This is a genomic window from Halobacillus sp. A5 (assembly GCF_024189315.1).
Taxonomy (GTDB): domain Bacteria; phylum Bacillota; class Bacilli; order Bacillales; family Halobacillaceae; genus Halobacillus_A.
In genome coordinates, this window is sequence record NZ_JAIZEO010000001.1 from 527,424 (window position 1) to 547,236 (window position 19,813).

The following is a 19,813-nucleotide window of genomic DNA, read 5'->3' on the forward strand; positions in this document are numbered from 1 at the left end:
TTAAGATAGAAGTAGAAGGGGAGAGTCTGTATGGGACGAGCTGTTCTCATTGTAAGCCTTACGTTACTAGGTTTTATGTTTGCATACAGTCAATGGGTTTCTGCCGATACAAAGGACAAGGATTGGTCTGCTTTCGTTGCACAATACACCTATCTAATTGCAGACGGAAAATATGAATTGGCCGAAAAGATGCTGGAAAATCGATATGAAGATTTAGCTGTTTACTATGAAGAGAGATCACCTGCTCATAGAGAGACTTTTGATCAGCTTGCAGAGAATGTTAAACGGGATTCCTACGAGGCTCAATCATTGATTCAATTCTTTGAATTCTCCCTGACATCAGATGAAGAGAAGGCTGTCATAGAGAAACTGAAAGAGATTCAACTATTAGTTGAAAACTCTGATGCAGATCGAACTATTGTTATGGATGAATGGACAAGTTTGTCCCCTGTAATAGGGATTACTTTTCCTGAGGCTGATGTTGAAAGTGTAAGCAATGCACTTGAAAATTATTATCAGAGTAATACGCTTAATAGTCAGCAGACCGTATTATATTATTTGAAGGAATTGATTCCCGAAGAAACTGAGAGAACTTACGATGCATTTATTTGGACAGCTGCTATTATAAGTGGAACGATTATAGTAACCCTGGCATATGTAGGTTATAGAAAGTATAAAGCAGAAAAGGCTCAACAGCGGAAAAAACAAAAGCTTAATAGTTGATTTTTTTGAGTTATTTGACTAAAATTGACCTATACCAGTTCACATCTAAGATGGAGGAATATAAATGGAGATAATCATTTATTTTGCGATTATTCTGTTGGTGCCGATATGGGCATCTTCGAAGGTTAAACGTACGTATAAAAAGTATTCAAAAGTACCAACTTCTTCTTCAATGACAGGAGCTGAGGTTGCTCGAAAAATACTCAATGACAACGGGATTTTTGATGTAGGAATTGAAGAGACAAAAGGAATGCTGTCTGACCACTATGATCCTAGAAAAAAAGTAATTCGGCTTTCTTCAGATAACTACCACGGCCGCTCAATGTCTGCCGCGGCAGTGTCAGCCCACGAAGTCGGCCACGCCATTCAGGATGCAGAAGAGTATGCATTTTTAAAGTTCAGAAGTGCGTTAGTTCCAGCTGCTAGTTTTGGCTCAAACACGTCAATCTTTTTAATTCTTGGCGGAATGCTTTTACAAATGCAGGGATTGCTACTGATTGGGATTGTGTTTTTCGCAGCTGCTGTTCTTTTTCAGTTCGTCACTCTTCCAGTAGAGTTTGACGCTTCTAACAGAGCTATGGGACAGCTGGTTTCGACCGGAGTTATAAGGAACGATGAAGAACGTAAAACGAAGAAGGTTTTAAATGCTGCGGCATTTACCTATGTAGCTGGTGCTCTTGTAGCTCTTGCTGAATTACTCCGTTTTATCTTTATGTTCATGGGGATGAACGAAGAATAATTTAAAACTCCCGCTTTGATTTCTCAAAGCGGGAGTTTTTTTAAGTTAACGGCATTTTATTTTCGTCTAATGTAAATCCTTCTCCCGTCACCTCATGAACATGGCTTACCGCTACAAAAGCGTGGGGATCAATTTGTTCAATAAGGTGACGAAGACGTATTATTTCATTTTTGGCAATAACGCAGTATAGAACGTCTCTGCGTGCTCCTGTAAAGGATCCTCTCCCCTCCAGTACAGTGACGCCTCTGTCCATTTCAATCATGATGGTCTGGGCAATTTCTTTGCTTTTCTCCGAAATAATAGTTGTTCCCCTTGCTGCGTATGCTCCTTCCTGAATGAAGTCAATGACGCGCGCTCCGATAAATACAGCTACCAGGGTGTACATTCCTTTTATATGATCTAAGTACGTAATAATTGATGTAAATATAACGAGGGCATCGAACAAGAACATCGCCCGGCCCATACTCCAGCCAAGATATTTATGGATCAGCCTAGCAATAATGTCAACACCGCCTGTCGTTCCTCCGTAACGAAAAATAATCCCGAGGCCAACCCCAATACAAACTCCTGCAAAAAGTGCTGCCAGGGTGAGATCGGAAGCAAGATCGATTTCTATTAAAAAGATTTGGGAGAGACGAATAAATACAGAAACCGAAACAATCCCAATTAGTGAATAGAAAAATGTGGTCCGGCCAAGAATCCTCCATCCGATAAATAAAACTGGGATATTAAGAAGAATATTCATTAAAGCGGGATCCCAATTAAAGAGATATAATAAGAGTAGTGTTATTCCTGTAAAACCACCTTCACCAAGCTCATTTTGGATGTTAAAGTGGACGAGTCCGAAAGAAAAAATGGCTGATCCGATCAAGATGAAGACAATGTTTTTTATCTTTAGTCCAAAAATACTCATACTATCACCTCCAAATTATTGTAACGAATATAATTATAAAGTTTTCCACTATAACCTACAATGAGTATAGTTCTAATAATTTGTCAAAACTCGTCCTTTTGGCTACCATTACTATAAGAAAACAAGATAACTCAGGGGGAATAGAGTTGAAATATGACACGCAGGAAATCCAGGATCGGGTTGATCGTTACATATCGCAGTTTAAAGAAGGGTATTTTTCACCTTTAAGCCTGCAGGCTCGTCTTACAGAAGAAGTAGGGGAGCTGGCCAGAGAGGTCAACCACAGGTATGGTGAAAAGCCAAAGAAATCATCCGAAATAGAGAAAGCGCTGGAAGAAGAGTTAGGAGACGTTCTCTTTGTTCTTACTTGTTTTGCTAACTCATTAGACATTAATTTATCTGAGGCGTTTGAACGGTCTATCAGCAAAATTGAAACAAGAGATAAAAACCGCTGGACGAGAAAGGAAGGAGAGACAAATAATGAATGAAATTAAATGTATTGTAGCAGGGCCGAGAGGAAAAATGGGGAGTGAGGCACTCCGGATGATAGAAAAGGATGATCAGTTAGTATTAACAGGATGCATCGATCGTAAATTTGACGGAAAGTCCGTTCGAGAGATCGAGAACCTTCCTAACCTGGATGCACCCATCTATTCAGATGCAGAGGTATGTCTGCAAGAAGTCGAAGCTGACGTTCTAATTGACTTGACCACTCCAGAATTCGGCTATAAACATACAAAGCTCGCTTTAGAACACAATGTCCGCCCTGTAGTCGGGACGACTGGTTTTACAGAAGAGCAGCTGAAGGAAGTAAAAAGTCTGAGTGAAGACAAGCAGTTAGGTACAGTCATTGCTCCTAATTTTGCAATAGGAGCAGTATTGATGATGCAATTTTCCAAATGGGCAGCTAAGCATTTCCCGGATGTAGAAATCATTGAAAAGCATCATGATCGAAAGCTGGATGCTCCGTCCGGCACTGCAGTTAAAACAGCACAGCTGATTCAGGAAGAAAGAGAATCTCATAAGCAGGGACATGAAAATGAAAAAGAAACAATTGAAGGTGCAAGAGGCGCAGACTATGACGGTATGAGGATTCACAGCCTCCGCCTGCCAGGTCTCGTTGCTCATCAGGAGGTTGTTTTTGGAAGCCTGGGAGAGACACTTACTATTAAACATGATTCCCACCACCGCGAATCATTTATGTCTGGTGTTAAACTAGCTGTCACAGAAGTTATTTCACTCGATACTTTAGTATACGGGCTGGAACATTTGCTTGACTAAAGGAGGATCTCGAAACGATGAACATCGCACTTATTGCACATGATAAAAAGAAACCTGAAATCATTAATTTCACGACAGCTTACGGCGACATTTTAAAAAAACACCAGTTATATGCGACAGGGACTACGGGTAAGAAAATAATGGAAGCTTCCGGTTTGGACATCGTCCGATTTCAGTCAGGGCCTCTTGGAGGGGATCAGCAAATTGGTGCAAAGATTGCTAATGAAGAAATGGACATGGTGATTTTCTTTCGTGACCCGTTAACCGCACAGCCCCACGAACCAGACATTACTGCTCTTCTGCGTCTTTGCGATGTACATCAAATTCCCGTGGCAACAAATATGGCAGGCGCAGAAATTATGATAAAAGCCTTAGAACGAGGCGATATAAATTGGAGAAAGAATAAAAAAGAAATGAAAGATCAGGTGTAAGGCTAATGACGAATATTGGAATCACTTGCTATCCCACAGTCGGAGGCTCTGGAGTGATAGCCACAGAATTGGGAAAATTATTAGCTGAACAAGGGCATAAAATTCATTTTATAACCTCTCAAGTCCCTTTTCGCTTAAATCGTGTTTATCCTAATATTTTTTACCATGAGGTGGAAGTTAGTAACTATCCTGTATTTCAGCATCCCCCCTATGATTTATCGCTGGCAAATAAAATGGCTGAAGTGATTGATCGTGAACAATTAGATGTATTACATGTTCATTACGCTATGCCTCATGCTGTATTGGCCATACTTGCTAAGCAAATGTGCAGCCGGGATGTTAAGATTGTTACCACTCTGCACGGAACAGATATTACTGTGCTTGGCATTGACGCTACCTTAAAGCGTATGATCCGGTTTGGTATTGACAATTCTGATCGAGTTACAGCTGTTTCGCATAGTCTGGTTGAACAGACAAGGCAGCAGCTTGACACAACGAAGGATATTGAAGTGATTTATAATTTTGTTGATGAACGTGAATATTACCCGATTCAAACCCCATCGCTTAAGGATCAATACGGGATTTCCGAAGAAGAAAAAGTCGTTATTCATATTTCTAATTTTCGTAAAGTAAAGAGAGTCGAGGATGTCATATGTGTTTTTGCAGAAATTACAAAACAAATGCCGAGTAAGTTATTACTCGTAGGGGATGGGCCGGAATATTCGAATTGCTATAATCTTGTAAAAGAATTGAATATAGAGGACCAGGTTTTGTTTCTTGGGAAACAAGAAAATGTAAGTGAGCTTTTAGCGATTTCTGATTTAAAATTACTTCTATCAGAAAAAGAGAGCTTTGGTCTAGTACTTCTTGAAGCGATGTCCTGCGGGGTGCCGTGTATAGGCACGAATGTGGGAGGTATACCAGAAGTAATTCAGCCCGGTGTTACTGGTTATATCGGTGAATTAGGAGATGTTGAAGGCATTTCCCATTTAGCAGTAAACCTCCTTAAGGATGAAATAAAATTAAAACAATTCTCAATGGCAGCAGAAAATTTAGTTGCCGAGAAGTTTGCTTCTAAAGCAATCGTTTTACAATACGAGCAATTATATGATCAGGTGATGAAGAGTGAATGTAAAAATAACTAAGGCTTTTAACATCATTGATAAGATTGAAAAGTTCGGTGGGACAGCATATATTGTAGGGGGAGCAGTACGCGATTCTCTTCTGGGAGTTACGGTAGAAGATGTGGATATAGCCACTTCATTAACACCTGAAGAAATGATGAAGGTTTTTCCCAAGGTTATACCTGTGGGGATTGATCACGGTACAGTACTTGTGCGTCATGCATCAGACTCTTATGAAGTCACTACATACCGAACAGAAGCTGGGTATAAAGATTTCCGCCACCCTGATGAAGTCACATTCGTCCGCTCGATAGAAGAAGATCTAGCCCGTCGAGATTTTACCATTAATGCAATGGCATTAAACAAAGATTTGGAAATAATCGACCCTTTTGGCGGACGTGAAGATCTTAATAACCATGAAGTAAGAGCGGTAGGTGAAGCATATAAAAGGTTCAATGAAGACCCTCTTAGAATTATGAGAGCTTTACGCTTTGCCAGTCAATTAGGGTTCAATCTCCATCACGATACTCAACTGGCAATAAAGGAACAAGCCTCCTTGTTATCGAAGATCTCTGTAGAACGGCTGGCTGTGGAATTTGAGAAAATGTGTGAGGGTAAAGAGTATCATTATCTGCTGCAACTAATGAAACAGTTAAAAGTACACATTTATTTACCTGTATTTAAAAATGCTCCTAATCAAATCGAGAACATCCCTAAAGTGAAACTAAACGGTTTTAAGGAACTTATCCCTTTTTATTGTGAGTACGCTTCTACTTTTACCGTTATGGATTGGGTGAAAGACTGGAAGCTTTCCAATCAAGTAAAAAGGAATTCCTTACAATTAAAATCAGCTGTAGATTCTTATAAGTATAAACCTATTCAATCTGTATTATATGACCTGCCTTTTAACCTTATTGAGAGCTTCGGAAATGTTTTAAACGCTTTAGGGTTAAAGGTGGATCCTGCAGAGTTTAAAGCAGTGTACGAGGGTCTTCCTATTCACTCACGGCGGGAATTAAATTTTCAGGCTTTTGATCTATTCCATATATTTCCTCTATCTCAGAAAGGACCGTGGATAGGAGAATATTTATATGAAATTGAACATGCCGTAGCAACAGGACAAATCCCGAATGAAAAATCAGCAATAAAGGAATGGATAAAATCATGGAGTCGACCAGAAACCGATTAATTCAATTGTTGGATAAAGCTGACGGCTATGTATCCGGGCAACAGTTATCCGAGCAGTTAGATATATCACGTACGGCTGTGTGGAAACACATGAAGGAGCTGGAAAAGGACGGTTATAAAATTGAAGCCCTTCAGAGGAAAGGCTATCGCATTCTCTCTTCTCCAAATAAAGTGAGTGGTAACACGGTCCAGTGGGGATTAAACACAAAGTGGCTGGGCCATAACCTATATCATTACGAGGAAGTTAACTCCACCCAGGAAATCGCCCACCAGCTAGCTAAGCAGGGGAAGCCTCACGGGACTGTAATTATAGCTGATGAGCAGGTGAAAGGGAAAGGCCGTATGTCCCGTCCATGGCATTCTCCTAAAGGAAAAGGAATCTGGATGAGCATTCTGCTGCGTCCTGACCTTGCGCCTGTTCAAGCACCACAACTAACGCTGTTAGCCGCTACTGTTCTGGCAGAAGTGTTCGCTAAAGTGTTTAAGGTCACTCCTCAAATAAAATGGCCTAACGATATTCTCGTGGCTCATAAAAAAGTTTCAGGAATTCTTACCGAAATGCAGGCAGAGCATGATCAAATCCAATACGTAGTATTAGGGATTGGGATTAATGTGAACCAGAATGAAGATGAAATTCCAGTGGATTTAAGGCATATAGCATCCTCTTTAAAAGTTGAGTCAGATCAAGAATGTTCGATTACTGATACCATACAGGATCTGCTGCACCAGTTTGAAATCACCTATGATCAATTTATGACTCAAGGATTTCAGCATGTGAAAACAGTGTGGGAGAAATATGGCTATAAGATAGGAGAGCAGGTTACGATAAAAACGATGAGAAAAGAATGGGACGCAGTGCTGGTTGGGATAGAACCTGATGGAGCATTAAAAGCAAGAGACATAAATGGGGAAGAAGAAAAGCTGTACTCTGCGGAAATCCAGTGGGGAAAGGGTGGATATAATGCTAAATAAATCAAAACTGGTGAAGATGAAAGCTGAAAATGAGAAGATTACAATGGTTACTGCTTACGATTACCCTTCTGCTATGATGGCAGAGCACGCAGGTATGGATATGATATTAGTCGGAGACAGCCTGGGTATGGTAGTACTGGGCTACAATTCCACTATCCCCGTTACAATCGAAGACATGATTCATCACGGAAAAGCAGTGAGAAGGGGAGCAAAAGATACATTTGTGGTGGTGGACATGCCTTTTATGTCCTATCACCTATCAGTGGAAGATTCGTTAAGAAATGCGAAGAAAATGTTTCAGGAAACAGAGGCACAGGCTCTAAAAGTTGAAGGAGCTGGTGAAGTTCTAAAAACGATAGAACTGCTGACTTCAGGAGGTATACCTGTTATTGGCCACCTCGGTTTAACACCCCAGTCTGTAAATGTACTGGGTGGTTATAAAGTGCAGGGAAAAGAAAAAGAATCAGCTTCTCAAATGGTGGAAGATGCAAAAGGCATCCAGCAGGCAGGGGCTGTTGCTTTGGTACTGGAGTGCGTACCTAAGGAGTTAGCCGAACTTGTCACAAATCAGCTTGATATCCCTGTCATTGGAATTGGGGCCGGTGCAGAGGTGGATGGTCAAGTTCTAGTTTATCATGATATTCTAAAATATGGTGTGGAACGTCTGCCTAAATTCGCAAAGCATTACTTTAACAGCAATGAAGAAGTCAAGAGTGCCATGAAGACTTACGTTACGGAAGTGAAAACCGGAGAATTCCCGGCCGAAGAGCATACATTTACAATGGATGGTAAATTGCTTCCAAAGCAATAAGGAGATATCTATATGGAAGTATCTAAGAATATTAATAACGTTCAACAAACTGTATTAAAAATGAAGAGGGAAGGCAGAATGATAGGCATTGTGCCGACAATGGGATATCTTCATGAAGGGCATATCCGCCTGATTGAGAAAGCAAAAACAGACAATGATTTCGTCGTGCTTACTATTTTTGTGAATCCTCTGCAATTTGGTGAAAGCGAAGATTTAAACGCTTATCCCAGAGACGAAAAACGTGATCTTGATAAAGCTGAAGAACTGGGAGTCGATCTCGTATTCTTGCCAAATGAAAAAACGATGTATCCCGGGCCGCTTTCACTAAATATCTCTGTAGTAAGGAGAGCTGATGTACTATGCGGCAAAAGCAGACCGGGGCATTTTGAAGGAGTAGCGATGGTGCTGACAAAATTATTTAATATCTGCCAGCCTGACAACGCATATTTTGGCAAAAAAGATGCTCAGCAGGTTGCAGTCGTGGATGCACTGATAGAAGATTTTAACTTCCCCATTAGGCTGAACCCTGTCGATACCGTAAGGGAGCATGATGGGTTAGCTAAAAGCAGTCGAAATGTCAATCTAACTTCCGGGGAAAGAATGGAAGCTCCTTCTATACACCAGGCTCTGGAGTTTGGTAAAGACCTATTTTGTAGAGGAGAAAAGACTGCAGGGAAGATTGTGGAACAAACGAGGCAGTTCCTAGAAGCTAGAACTCATGGTAAAATAGATTATATTGAGTTATTATCTTATCCTGAACTGGAAGTTATCGAGGAGATTGACCAGCAGGTGATTCTCGCTGCAGCCGTTTTTTACAAAAAGGCTCGGTTGATTGATAATATCATAATAAACAAGGACGGCTGTATAACAATGTGATTTGTCCAAGGAGGAGCATCATGTTTCGTACAATGATGAAGGCGAAAATACATCGGGCACGAGTGACCGACGCAAATTTAAACTACGTAGGCAGTATAACTATAGATCAGGATTTAATGGATTTAGTAGACATTCTGCCGCATGAGAAAGTGCAGATCGTTAATAATAATAATGGCGCCAGACTGGAAACATACGTGATAGCTGGAGAGAGGGGAAGCGGAATGGTCTGTTTAAATGGCGCTGCGGCCCGGCTTGTTCAGCCTGAAGATATTATTATTATCGTATCTTATGCTATGTTAAGTGAAGAGGAACTGGCAGATTTTAAACCTAAGATTGCTATTATGAATGAAAATAATCATGTGAATGAATTGATTGAGGAAGAACCGCCAATGACTACAATTCCACAATAAATTCTTGAGGGGATCATTGGTATTCTGTATAAGATCTGAATCAACATGATTGACGTGAAAACACAAGGATCTTAGCCCGTTTATAGGCAAGGTCCTTCATTTGTGTCAGTTGAAAGTGTTTAAGGAGGGGTTTTTATGGCAGTATTTGCCATTATCGATCTTGAAACCACAGGAAATTCGTCCTCGAAGCAAGATCGTATTATTGAAATCGGTGTCGTTATTATTAATGGAACTAAGGTTAGCAAAAAGTTTTCTAGCCTCGTTTATCCCGAACGTGAAATCCCTCCATTCATTACTTCATTAACGGGAATTAATAACGAAGATGTAAGTGGTGCTCCTCTGTTTTCAGAAATAGCAGAAGAGATTTATAGATTATGTAAAGATGCATACATAGTAGCTCATAATGTGGAGTTTGATCTCGGTTTTTTAAACGCTGAACTTAACCAAAACGGGCTTCCATCTCTGAGCAGCCCTGTCATTGACACTGTAGAGCTGGCCAGGATTCTAGTCCCCGCTTCCACAAGCTTTAAATTAGGTTCGCTGGCCGCTCAGTTTAATTTAGGACATGATCGTCCTCACAGGGCGTTATCTGATGCTCAAGTTACTGGTGAACTGCTGCTTTATTTACTTGATCGGATAACAGACCTGCCGGAACGAACACTCCGTCAGTTGTTAAAGGTTACTGAAAAATTAAAAAGTAATCTACGGCCATTTTTTGAAAAAGCGATCGATGATCTAAGGTACTCAGCTTCAGAAGATAAACTCTATCAACTGAGGCACGGGCTTGCAGTGAAGAAACTCTCTGCAGATGTTAAAAGGAATCAAGGGATGTCATTAAGTTTTCCTGATTGGCTTGAAGAAGTGTTTTCCGGGAAAGAAGGTCTGAACAAGGCTATTCCTAATTTTGAGCTGAGAACAGGGCAGAAAGAAATGTCAGAGTCTGTATACCATGCATTAGCAGCAAATAAGCACGCTTTGATAGAAGCAGGAGCCGGGACGGGCAAATCGATTGCTTACTTATTGTCAGCCATTTATTATTCCTTGAAAAATGAAGAAACAATTGTGGTTTCGACCTACACTACTTCTTTGCAGAAACAGCTATTAAATGAAGAAATTCCTAAATTATTTAAGTTATTTCAAAATCCTTTCTGTGTAGAGCTGTTTAAAGGAAAAGCACATTATATTAGTTTAGTGCATTTCAGCTATGAGCTTGAGAACAGTCATCTAGATAATTATGATGAAGCTTTAGCTAAATCAATGATTTTAGTATGGCTTACTCAAACTATAACTGGAGACATTGATGAAATTCAGCTGCCCTCTAACGGCCAGCGATTCTGGCATAAAATTTCTTCAGAACAAACAAGTAAGCATAGAAAGGTAGATAACTACTTTTATTCGTTTGCAGAACAAAAAGCGAATAACGCTGACGTCTTAATTACCAATCATTCTTTATTAAGCTTAGATTTAGTAAATGAACACCAGCAGCTACCTGCGTATGGTAAAGTTATTATCGATGAGGCTCATCAATTTACTGCAACAGCGGGTCGTTACTTTGGAATTCAGCTTAACTATAAGGAACTTCAAAGCCAGTTCACCTACTTAAACGAGCTGCTTCTCGACCAGCATTTTATCAATGGTCCCCAGCAAATGAGATCTAAGCTTGAACAGATTAAAGTGGTTGTCGAACAGGCAAAAGAAGAGTTAAGTCAAATGTCGAAGTTTATTTTTCATCGTGTTAAAAAGACACGGCCTGCCAGTAAGACAAAAAGTGATATCGGCCGTATCCAATACAGTCTTGATTTTGTAAAAGATCAAGCAATGATTTCTACAGCTTCAGAAATGATGGATCGTTTCTTGTCTAAGGTATCATATATAAAACGCAATTTACGCTCCATTATTGATCAGTACAGTGCTTTCCCTTCTCATCAAACGACCAATATTTTGATCTCCAGATTAATTCAGAAAGAAACTAAATGCACCGAAATCATTAACCAGCTTCAGTATTATTTTAAAAAAGATACGAGAAATGAGGCAAAATGGATCGAGATTGAGGGAAGCGGTCATCAGCATTCTTTTTACATGTTCAGTGAACCTGTCAATCTTAATGAACTTTTATCACAGAAGTTATTTACTAATAAAAGCAGTGTTGTATTAACAAGTGCCACCTTAACCACACGAAAGACTTTCAATTTCGTAAGGAAAAGTCTCGGTTTAAGTGAAGATAAAGAGGTTGTAGAGAAGGTTATTTCATCTCCTTACAAGTTTGCCGAACAGGCAAAGTTGATGATTCCTAACGATTTTCCTAACGTAAGGGAAAACCCGGAGGAGTTTATCTATTCCGTTAGCGAAGCTGTATATTCTTTAGCCCAGATAACTAAAGGCCGGATGCTTGTGTTATTTACCTCCTACGACATGCTTAGAAAAACATATTATCTGCTAAAGGAAATGATAAATCCAGAAGAATATATGATCTTTGGCCAAGGAGTTTCAAGCGGCAGCAGAGACCGTTTAAAGAAAAATTTTCAAGCCTTTGACCAGTCGATTCTGCTCGGAACCAGTTCATTTTGGGAAGGGATTGATATTCCGGGAGACGATTTGTCATGCCTGATGATCGTCAGGCTTCCATTTCAACCACCAGGCCAGCCCTTACAAAGCTTAAGAGAGCAAGTGTTAAGAGAAGAGGGGAAAAACCCTTTCATGGATTATTCTCTTCCTGAAGCTATTATTCGATTTAGACAGGGCTTTGGGCGGCTGATTAGAGCCCGTACTGACCGAGGAATTGTGTTTGTCTGTGACCAAAGAATTATAGAAGCCCGGTATGGAAAATACTTCAGAGCTTCGATCCCTGAGGTTCCTACGACTTACGATTCAACTGGAAATTTAATAAAACAAGTAGAGAAATGGCTGTAAATCTGTGGATTATTACAAAAAAAAGCTGTGGACCTGTTATAATAGACTAGGAATTTACCGATGAAGAACCAAATGAATAAGCAGTTAGGAGATATGTCTAATGTCAAATAAAGTTGAAACACTGTCAACTGTACGTGTTCAAAAAACCGATGACCTTTATAAAATTGTGGATACACTGAACCGTACATTGAAGGAAGAAAATTTAATGTTTGGAATGGCCCTTGATGAAAATGATCAGGACACAGCCGTCTTCACGATTTACCGTACCTAAATGGGCGCAGTGGGTTCTTCTCGTACTCGGTATACTATTTGTAATAGTAAGTACACTGTCAGCCTGGATGTATCTTCATATTGAAGACTCAAAAACTGGTCAATACGATGAAGTAAAAGAATTTGTTCGATCTGAAAATCTACTTGAAAATACAAGTGAAGTTAGTCGGTATAATGGTGAATTTCCTATTCATATCGTCAGTGGAGTAAATGAAAATGACGAAGAAACTCATGTGTTTATTGACATGGAAAACAAAGAAGAGTTAGCATCCGTCCCAGCAGCGGACATGATCGGTGAGCAGGCAGCGAAGAAAAATGTTAATGAGTGCAGTGGTTGTGAATTCGTTGACATTCAGCTTGCATATGAAGAGAATCGTCCCGTTTGGGAAGTGACGTATAAGGACGAAAGCAGTCGATATGTATTGGAATACTTAGATGTAACAAATGGGGAAGAAGTACAACGTTTTGCTTTTCGGCAGACTTGAAAAAATTTAAGGAGTGAGCAAATTGGATTTAGCACAAAGGGTACAATCTTTAACACCATCAAGCACATTAGCAATTACGGCAAAAGCAAAAGCACTTAAAGCAGAAGGGCATGACGTGATCGGCCTCGGTGCCGGTGAACCTGATTTCAACACACCTGCCCACATCATTGAAGCAGCTAAACGTTCTATGGATGAAGGGTTGACTAAATATACGCCTGCTGGTGGAATTCCTGAATTAAAGGAAGCTATTATTAATAAAATGGCAGCTGATCAAGGGCTGGCTTATACACAGGATCAAGTGATCGTAACGATTGGTGCCAAGCATGCCTTGTTCACCTTATTTCAAGTATTGCTGAATAAAGGAGATGAAGTTATTGTTCCTGCTCCTTACTGGGTCAGCTACCCTGAACAAGTAAAGTTAGCAGAGGGCAGCCCGGTAGTCGTTCAGACAGAAGAGCGAAATCAGTTTAAACTGACTCCTGAACTGCTTGAAGCTTCCATTACGGACAAAACAAAAGCAGTTATTATAAACTCCCCCAGCAATCCAACGGGTATGATGTATTCTAAAGAAGAACTTGAGGCTCTTGGACAAGTCTGCCTGGAACATAATATATTAATTGTATCAGACGAAATTTATGAAAAATTAATTTATACTGAGGAACAGCACGTTTCTATAGCTGAGATATCTAAAGAGCTGTATGAACAGACCATTATAATTAACGGCGTATCAAAGTCTCATTCGATGACAGGGTGGAGAATAGGCTACGCATTAGGAAATAAAGAAATTATAAAAGCCATGACAAGTATGGCATCGCACTCTACCTCAAACCCGACTTCTCTGGCACAGTATGGCGCACTTGCTGCTTATACGGGTTCCGATGCCGCTGTAGAAGAAATGAGAGCAGCGTTTAAAGAAAGGCTGGCTAAACTTCATACTTGGTTAGTTGATATTCCTGGTGTTCATTGTGAAAAACCAAAAGGTGCTTTTTATTTGTTCCCTAATGTGAAAGAAGCAGCTTCTATGTGTGGTTTTGACAAAGTAGATGATTGGGTGAAAGTTTTACTGGAAGAAGAAAAAGTAGCTTTAGTACCGGGGTCCGGCTTTGGTTCTCCGGAAAATGTAAGATTATCCTATGCTACTTCTCTCGATCAACTGGAAGAAGCATCTAAGCGAATTAAACATTTTATTGAAAATAAGAGTCAATCATAGTTGAATTTGGAGGTTTAAAATAGTGAAAACGACAATCGCAGAAGTGTCTAAGTACGTGGGTGAAAAAGTTACAATAGGTGCATGGCTTCAAAATAAGAGGTCTAGTGGAAAGATCGCTTTCCTGCAGCTAAGAGACGGAACCGGCTTTATGCAGGGTGTTGCTGTAAAAGCGGAGCTTGGCGATGAAAAGTTTCAGGAAGCAAAAGGGCTGACTCAGGAATCCTCTTTGTATGTAACCGGAGTTATTGTAGAAGATACTCGGTCTTCTTTTGGTTATGAGATGCAGGTCAGCGGCTTTGAGATTATTCAGGAAGCCAAAGACTATCCGATAACACCTAAAGAACACGGCACAGAATTTCTTATGGACCATCGTCATTTGTGGCTTCGTTCACGAAAGCAGCATGCCGTTATGAAAATCAGAAATGAAATTATCCGCGCCACATATGAATTTTTTAATGAAAATGGTTATGTCAAAGTGGACCCGCCGATATTAACAGGTTCCTCAGCAGAGGGAACGACAGAACTCTTCCATACGAAGTACTTTGATGAGGATGCTTATCTTTCTCAAAGCGGACAGCTTTACATGGAAGCAGCCGCTATGGCGTTTGGAAAAGTATTTAGTTTTGGTCCGACGTTTCGTGCCGAAAAGTCAAAAACCCGCCGTCATCTGATTGAGTTCTGGATGATTGAGCCGGAAATGGCATTTATGGACCACGAGGAGAGCCTGGTCGTTCAAGAACAATATGTCTCTCATGTTATTCAATCCGTATTAACTAATTGTAAGCTCGATTTGGAAGCATTAGACCGTGACACTAGTACCCTGGAAAAGATTAAAGCTCCTTTCCCTAGAATTAGTTATGATGATGCGGTTCAGCTGCTTAAAGACAAAGGGTTTAATGATATAGAGTGGGGAGAAGACTTCGGCGCACCGCATGAAACGGCAATTGCAGAAAGCTTTGACAAACCGGTGTTTATTACAAATTATCCGGCGGAAATTAAAGCTTTCTACATGAAGCCGCATCCAGAGCGTTCCGAGGTGGTTCTCTGTGCTGATTTAATTGCCCCTGAAGGGTATGGCGAGATTATAGGAGGATCGCAGCGAATTGACGATCTTGAACTTATGCGTCAGCGTTACGAAGAGCATGATTTGACAGGGGATGCGTACAAATGGTACCTGCAGCTGCGTGAATATGGAACTGTACCACACTCCGGTTTTGGTCTAGGACTTGAACGTACAGTTGCCTGGATCTCCGGTGTAGAACACGTAAGAGAAACTATCCCATTCCCTCGACTACTAAACCGATTATATCCTTAATATAGTGAATGAAAGCACCGATAATCAGCTGTCTATGTCGGTGTTTTCATTATTTAGCATCAAAGAATGAGGTGAGGAATATCGCTAACTATTATAATTATCAAGCGGTATTAGATAGTCAAATTTCAATACCAAGAGTATTGCTTTTGGAATATAGAAGCTTAGGCATAGCAGAGAAAGAACTGGTGACTATTTTACAAATCCATCAATTTCGTTTAGACGGGAATTCATTTCCTACCCCAAATGAAATTACCAGTGTAACGTCTTTTACTGAGGAAGAGTGCTCTAAAATTTTGCGAAGCCTTATTCAGAAACAGCTTCTTTCCATCGAGCAGAAAGATCAGGAAGGAATGGTCGGGAATGAATGCTATTCTCTCGAACCCCTTTGGGAGAAATTATTTCAGCTACCCAAAAAACAAAAAGACTTTTCTTCTCAGCCGGATAACCTGTTCCCTCTATTTGAACAAGAGTTCGGCCGTCCGCTTTCTCCGTTTGAAATAGAAAATATTAATATCTGGCTTGATCAGGAAGAACAGGAACCTGCTCTTATTAAAGCGGCACTCAGAGAAGCCGTTTTAATGGGAAAACTGAACTTTAAGTACATTGATAGAATATTGAGAGAATGGAAGAGGAAGGGCATACAAACAGTCGACCAAGCCAGGCAGCATGGCAAAAAATTCAGACAGGGGCAGGTAAAAAATAATTCTTCCAAGCCTTCTTCTAAGCGTGACGTCTCTTTATACTATAATTGGCTGGAAGAAGAATAAATGAGGTAGGACTATGTTAAACAAAGCACAGATAAGATATTGTTTAGATACTTTTAAAACCATGTTTTCTGAAGCTGAGTGCGAGCTTACACACAAGAATTCATTTGAATTACTTATTGCAGTTGTTTTGTCAGCTCAAGCTACGGATGCTTTAGTTAATAAAGTCACTCCAGGTTTATTTGAAAAATATCAAAACCCTGAAGATTATGTGAATGTTCCTTTGGAAGAACTGGAACAGGATATAAAGAGAATCGGTTTATATCGAAGTAAAGCAAAGAATATTCAAAAGCTTTGCAGCACGATGCTGGAACGTTTCGATGGAAGAGTGCCTCAAACAAAATCAGAGTTGGAGAGTCTGGCAGGAGTAGGCCGCAAAACTGCTAATGTGGTAGCCTCCGTTGCTTTTAAAGAACCAGCCATTGCAGTGGATACGCACGTTGAACGAGTATCAAAACGTCTCGCAATATGTCGCTATAAAGATTCTGTTCTTGAAGTAGAGAAAACATTAATGAAGAAAATACCGAGGGATGAGTGGAGCGATACTCATCATCGTATGATATTTTTTGGAAGGTATCATTGCAAGGCTAAAAACCCTCAGTGTCATAATTGTCCACTACTTTTTTTATGCAGAGAAGGGCAGAAGAGAAAACGTAAAGCCGAGAAAATTGATGCGATAAAGTAAAAAAACTCCAAGCCCTGATGCCAGGGCTTGGAGTTTTTCTGTCTATTCTTCTTCACTGTTTTCCGAATTACCTTCTTCTTCTGAAGAGCCGTCATCTTCGTTTTGAGGATCTTCATCTGTGTTTTCCCCGCCGCCGTTTTCTTCTTCTTCATCGGAAGGGGGTTGTTCTTCATCGGTGTCTTCACCGTTTTCGTTCTCATTACCATTACCATTGCCATTGCCGTTTTCATCACCGTTACCATTACCATTATCTCCATTGTCAGATTCTTCTTCATTCTCTTCAGACTCTTCACCTGTTTCATTATCAGAACCTGACTCCTCTTCGGTTTCTTCCTCATTCTCATCTGTTTCTTCTGATTCCTCTTCACCACCAGGTACTTCAACGCTCGCAGTGGAAGGGTCACTATCTTCAGCTTCGCCGTCATCACTAACAGCTACTACCGTAAATTCATAGGAAGATCCTGGTTGAATCTGAGAAATTTCCATACTGCGGCTGTTGGTGCTTGTCAGTTCGCGGGCTTCTCCGCCATCGGTAGCGACTGACACATCAAACGTTACATCGTCAGTATCTTCATAATCCCATTCCAAGTCAATTGCTTCTGTATCTTCATTGAAATTAGCAGAAAGTCCCTCAACAGCATCGAGTTTATCAAACTGTTCTGACGTTTCCGTCGGTTTATTATCTACATGGAACAGCTCATTTACAATCTGGCTTTCCGGTGTGTAATCACTCGGAAGTTCAGCAGGGCGGGAACCGTCTTCAACATCAACCCATTCAACCGAATCAGGTCTTTGGAAATCCTCGGTATCTTTCCCCTCTGAGATTTGTCCCATGATCTCCTTAAATAGTTGACGAGGGATCTGCTGGGAGCTATCTGACAAGTTGACATTGTTATCACCGTAGCCAGTCCAAATGGAGACAGAATAATCGGTTGTGTAGCCACTGAACCACACGTCTGGAACGATGGATTCCTCGTCACTATTTTCTCTGTTGGTTGTACCCGTCTTACCGGCTACAGGCAGTCCGGGAACGTTGGCTGCTGTACCTGTTCCGTCACTCATTACCGTTTCGAGCATGGATGTGATCATATAAGCAGTGGAGTCACTCATCGCATTTTCAGATTCAGGAGTTAAGTCTGTAGACTCCCCATCAGATGATTCTACTTCCCGGACTGTATAAGGTTCATTGTACGTTCCATTATTGCCAAATGCTGCATATGCCCCGCTCATTTCTACAGGGTTGGTCAAGACTCCGCCGCCAATTGCGTCAGAGAGTACGAGACTGCCATCATCAGGAATCGTGAAACCCAACCCGGTTACAAAGTCTTCAGCATTATCTGTACCCGTTTCTTCCAGCATTTTAATAGCTGGAATGTTAAGTGAGCGGCTTAATGCGTATCTCATACTTACCCAGCCTCTAAATTCGCCATCGTAATTGTTCGGCTGCCAGCCATCGATATCAATTTCTTCGTCTTCAATCTGATGATAAGTTGACAGCTTTTCATTTTCAATGGCGGGTCCGTAGGCAGTAATCGGTTTAAACGTGGAGCCGGGCTGCCTGGAGATATCTGTAGCAAAATTATAGTTTCCTTTTGCATAGTCTCTTCCGCCACCGATTGCACGGATGGCGCCGGATTTCGTATCAGTTACTGATACACCGGACTGCAGCTCCTCATCCGGCCATGAAATTGACCCTTCGTCACTTAACGCCTGTTCTACATCTTCCTGTGCATTGGGGTCAATCGTTGTATAAATTTTAAGACCATCTTCATGGATGTTGGCTCCATCCATTTTTTCTTCGACTTCTTTTTCTACTTGGTCAATAAAAGCACGGTAAGGAGTACTTTCTTCGGATGGATCAGCCAAAAGATCCTCTACATTCGTCTGCTTGGCTTCTTCGGCTTCCTCTTCAGAGATTTTATCATGTTGAACCATTAAATTAAGCACCGTGTTCATACGATCCTGAGCCAAATCAGGGTTTTCGTATGGATCATATGCTGAAGGACGCTGCGGCATACCTGCCAGCAGGGCAGATTCAGGCAGGGACAAGTCATTTAAGTCATCCTTGCCGAAATAAGTTTCGGCAGCTTCTACAATCCCGTAAGCACCCTGTCCATAATAGATTTTATTTAAATACATTTCTAATATAGATTCTTTCGAATACTGCTGATCAAGCTTAATAGCTAAAAACTGTTCCTGTACTTTTCTTTCCAGAGTTTTATCTGCGGTTAAGTAAGAACGCTTGACCACCTGCTGAGTAATTGTACTTGCACCCTCTGAACCAAAACCGTTGGTTATGTTTGATAGAACAGCTGCACCGATTCTTCGAGGGTCAATCCCGAAGTGATCAAAAAAACGAACATCCTCTGTTGCTAGTACAGCATCAACTGTTTGATCAGGGAGGTCGTTATAACTTACCGGTGTTCTCCGTTCATCTCCGGCTACGTCGGTAATCAAGTTATCGTCTTTATCATAGATTTTAGAAGAAAAGGGATCAGATAATTGCGCTTCATCCAGGGAAGGTGCTTTGGCGATATAATAAGCAAACAGTGCACCTACTGCCAGCATAAGAACGATTCCAATAGTTAATAACGTCATGAAAATCGTTTTAAATGGTGGACGTTTTTTCCCTTTTGTTTTCTTAGTATTCTGCTGCTTTCTTCTTGCTGCTCTCGACTGACTTTCGTTGGCCATGTCGTCATTCCT

Annotated in this window: 20 protein-coding genes; 18 read left to right on the forward strand and 2 right to left on the reverse strand. The window is 40.8% G+C overall.

Annotation, left to right across the window (positions count from 1 at the left end; translation table 11 throughout):
* Positions 1-30 precede the first annotated feature (30 nt).
* Positions 31-723 carry a sporulation protein YpjB gene (locus LF822_RS02810; protein ID WP_253922437.1) on the forward strand — a complete coding sequence of 231 codons (693 nt, stop codon included), beginning with the start codon at positions 31-33 and terminating at the stop codon, positions 721-723.
* A gap of 64 nt (positions 724-787) precedes the next feature.
* Positions 788-1,462: a zinc metallopeptidase gene (locus LF822_RS02815; RefSeq protein ID WP_253922438.1), complete on the forward strand. Its 675-nt coding sequence runs from the start codon at positions 788-790 to the stop codon at positions 1,460-1,462.
* A gap of 40 nt (positions 1,463-1,502) precedes the next feature.
* On the opposite strand, the gene LF822_RS02820 is transcribed toward LF822_RS02815, so the two are convergent.
* Positions 1,503-2,375 (reverse strand): YitT family protein, encoded by an 873-nt coding sequence (locus LF822_RS02820; RefSeq protein ID WP_253922439.1) that lies wholly within the window; start codon positions 2,373-2,375, stop codon positions 1,503-1,505.
* 146 nt (positions 2,376-2,521) lie between these two features.
* Between LF822_RS02820 and LF822_RS02825 the strand changes: the two genes are divergently transcribed.
* The 16 genes from LF822_RS02825 to nth all read left to right on the forward strand — a co-directional run bounded on the left by LF822_RS02825 (position 2,522) and on the right by nth (position 17,107).
* Complete coding sequence (locus tag LF822_RS02825) at positions 2,522-2,863, forward strand: nucleotide pyrophosphohydrolase (RefSeq protein WP_253922440.1); 342 nt, start codon at positions 2,522-2,524, stop codon at positions 2,861-2,863.
* Positions 2,856-3,656, forward strand: a complete 801-nt coding sequence (dapB, locus tag LF822_RS02830) for a 4-hydroxy-tetrahydrodipicolinate reductase (RefSeq protein ID WP_253922441.1) — start codon at positions 2,856-2,858, stop codon at positions 3,654-3,656. Before LF822_RS02825 ends, dapB begins: the two co-directional genes overlap by 8 nt.
* A gap of 17 nt (positions 3,657-3,673) precedes the next feature.
* Entirely contained in the window at positions 3,674-4,087 is a 414-nt protein-coding gene (mgsA, locus tag LF822_RS02835) for a methylglyoxal synthase (RefSeq protein ID WP_253922442.1), read from the forward strand.
* A gap of 5 nt (positions 4,088-4,092) precedes the next feature.
* Positions 4,093-5,232 (forward strand): N-acetyl-alpha-D-glucosaminyl L-malate synthase BshA, encoded by a 1,140-nt coding sequence (gene bshA / locus LF822_RS02840; RefSeq protein WP_253922443.1) that lies wholly within the window; start codon positions 4,093-4,095, stop codon positions 5,230-5,232.
* Complete coding sequence (locus LF822_RS02845) at positions 5,213-6,400, forward strand: CCA tRNA nucleotidyltransferase (RefSeq protein WP_253922444.1); 1,188 nt, start codon at positions 5,213-5,215, stop codon at positions 6,398-6,400. Before bshA ends, LF822_RS02845 begins: the two co-directional genes overlap by 20 nt.
* Positions 6,376-7,371, forward strand: coding sequence for a biotin--[acetyl-CoA-carboxylase] ligase (locus LF822_RS02850; RefSeq protein ID WP_253922445.1), 996 nt, complete (start codon positions 6,376-6,378; stop codon positions 7,369-7,371). Before LF822_RS02845 ends, LF822_RS02850 begins: the two co-directional genes overlap by 25 nt.
* A complete protein-coding gene (gene panB, locus LF822_RS02855; protein WP_253922446.1) occupies positions 7,361-8,182 on the forward strand; it encodes a 3-methyl-2-oxobutanoate hydroxymethyltransferase in 822 nt (273 codons plus the stop codon). The genes LF822_RS02850 and panB overlap by 11 nt, the downstream gene beginning before the upstream one ends.
* Positions 8,183-8,194: 12 nt before the next feature.
* Positions 8,195-9,058, forward strand: coding sequence for a pantoate--beta-alanine ligase (gene panC / locus LF822_RS02860; protein ID WP_253922447.1), 864 nt, complete (start codon positions 8,195-8,197; stop codon positions 9,056-9,058).
* A gap of 20 nt (positions 9,059-9,078) precedes the next feature.
* Positions 9,079-9,468: an aspartate 1-decarboxylase gene (gene panD / locus LF822_RS02865; RefSeq protein WP_253922448.1), complete on the forward strand. Its 390-nt coding sequence runs from the start codon at positions 9,079-9,081 to the stop codon at positions 9,466-9,468.
* Positions 9,469-9,603: 135 nt separating this feature from the next.
* Positions 9,604-12,378 carry an ATP-dependent DNA helicase DinG gene (gene dinG / locus LF822_RS02870; protein ID WP_253922449.1) on the forward strand — a complete coding sequence of 925 codons (2,775 nt, stop codon included), beginning with the start codon at positions 9,604-9,606 and terminating at the stop codon, positions 12,376-12,378.
* Between the two features lie 100 nt (positions 12,379-12,478).
* Positions 12,479-12,649, forward strand: coding sequence for a YpmA family protein (locus LF822_RS02875; RefSeq protein WP_253922450.1), 171 nt, complete (start codon positions 12,479-12,481; stop codon positions 12,647-12,649).
* Positions 12,603-13,133 (forward strand): hypothetical protein, encoded by a 531-nt coding sequence (locus LF822_RS02880; protein ID WP_253922451.1) that lies wholly within the window; start codon positions 12,603-12,605, stop codon positions 13,131-13,133. The genes LF822_RS02875 and LF822_RS02880 overlap by 47 nt, the downstream gene beginning before the upstream one ends.
* 22 nt (positions 13,134-13,155) lie before the next feature.
* Positions 13,156-14,343, forward strand: a complete 1,188-nt coding sequence (locus LF822_RS02885; RefSeq protein ID WP_253922452.1) for a pyridoxal phosphate-dependent aminotransferase — start codon at positions 13,156-13,158, stop codon at positions 14,341-14,343.
* Positions 14,344-14,365: 22 nt separating this feature from the next.
* Positions 14,366-15,658: an asparagine--tRNA ligase gene (gene asnS, locus LF822_RS02890; protein ID WP_253922453.1), complete on the forward strand. Its 1,293-nt coding sequence runs from the start codon at positions 14,366-14,368 to the stop codon at positions 15,656-15,658.
* A gap of 71 nt (positions 15,659-15,729) precedes the next feature.
* Positions 15,730-16,425 carry a DnaD domain-containing protein gene (locus tag LF822_RS02895; protein WP_371925814.1) on the forward strand — a complete coding sequence of 232 codons (696 nt, stop codon included), beginning with the start codon at positions 15,730-15,732 and terminating at the stop codon, positions 16,423-16,425.
* 13 nt (positions 16,426-16,438) lie between these two features.
* On the forward strand, positions 16,439-17,107 hold the full coding sequence (nth, locus tag LF822_RS02900) for an endonuclease III (RefSeq protein WP_253922454.1): 669 nt from the start codon (positions 16,439-16,441) through the stop codon (positions 17,105-17,107).
* Between the two features lie 42 nt (positions 17,108-17,149).
* On the opposite strand, the gene LF822_RS02905 is transcribed toward nth, so the two are convergent.
* Entirely contained in the window at positions 17,150-19,801 is a 2,652-nt protein-coding gene (locus LF822_RS02905; RefSeq protein WP_253922455.1) for a PBP1A family penicillin-binding protein, read from the reverse strand.
* Positions 19,802-19,813: the final 12 nt, after the last annotated feature.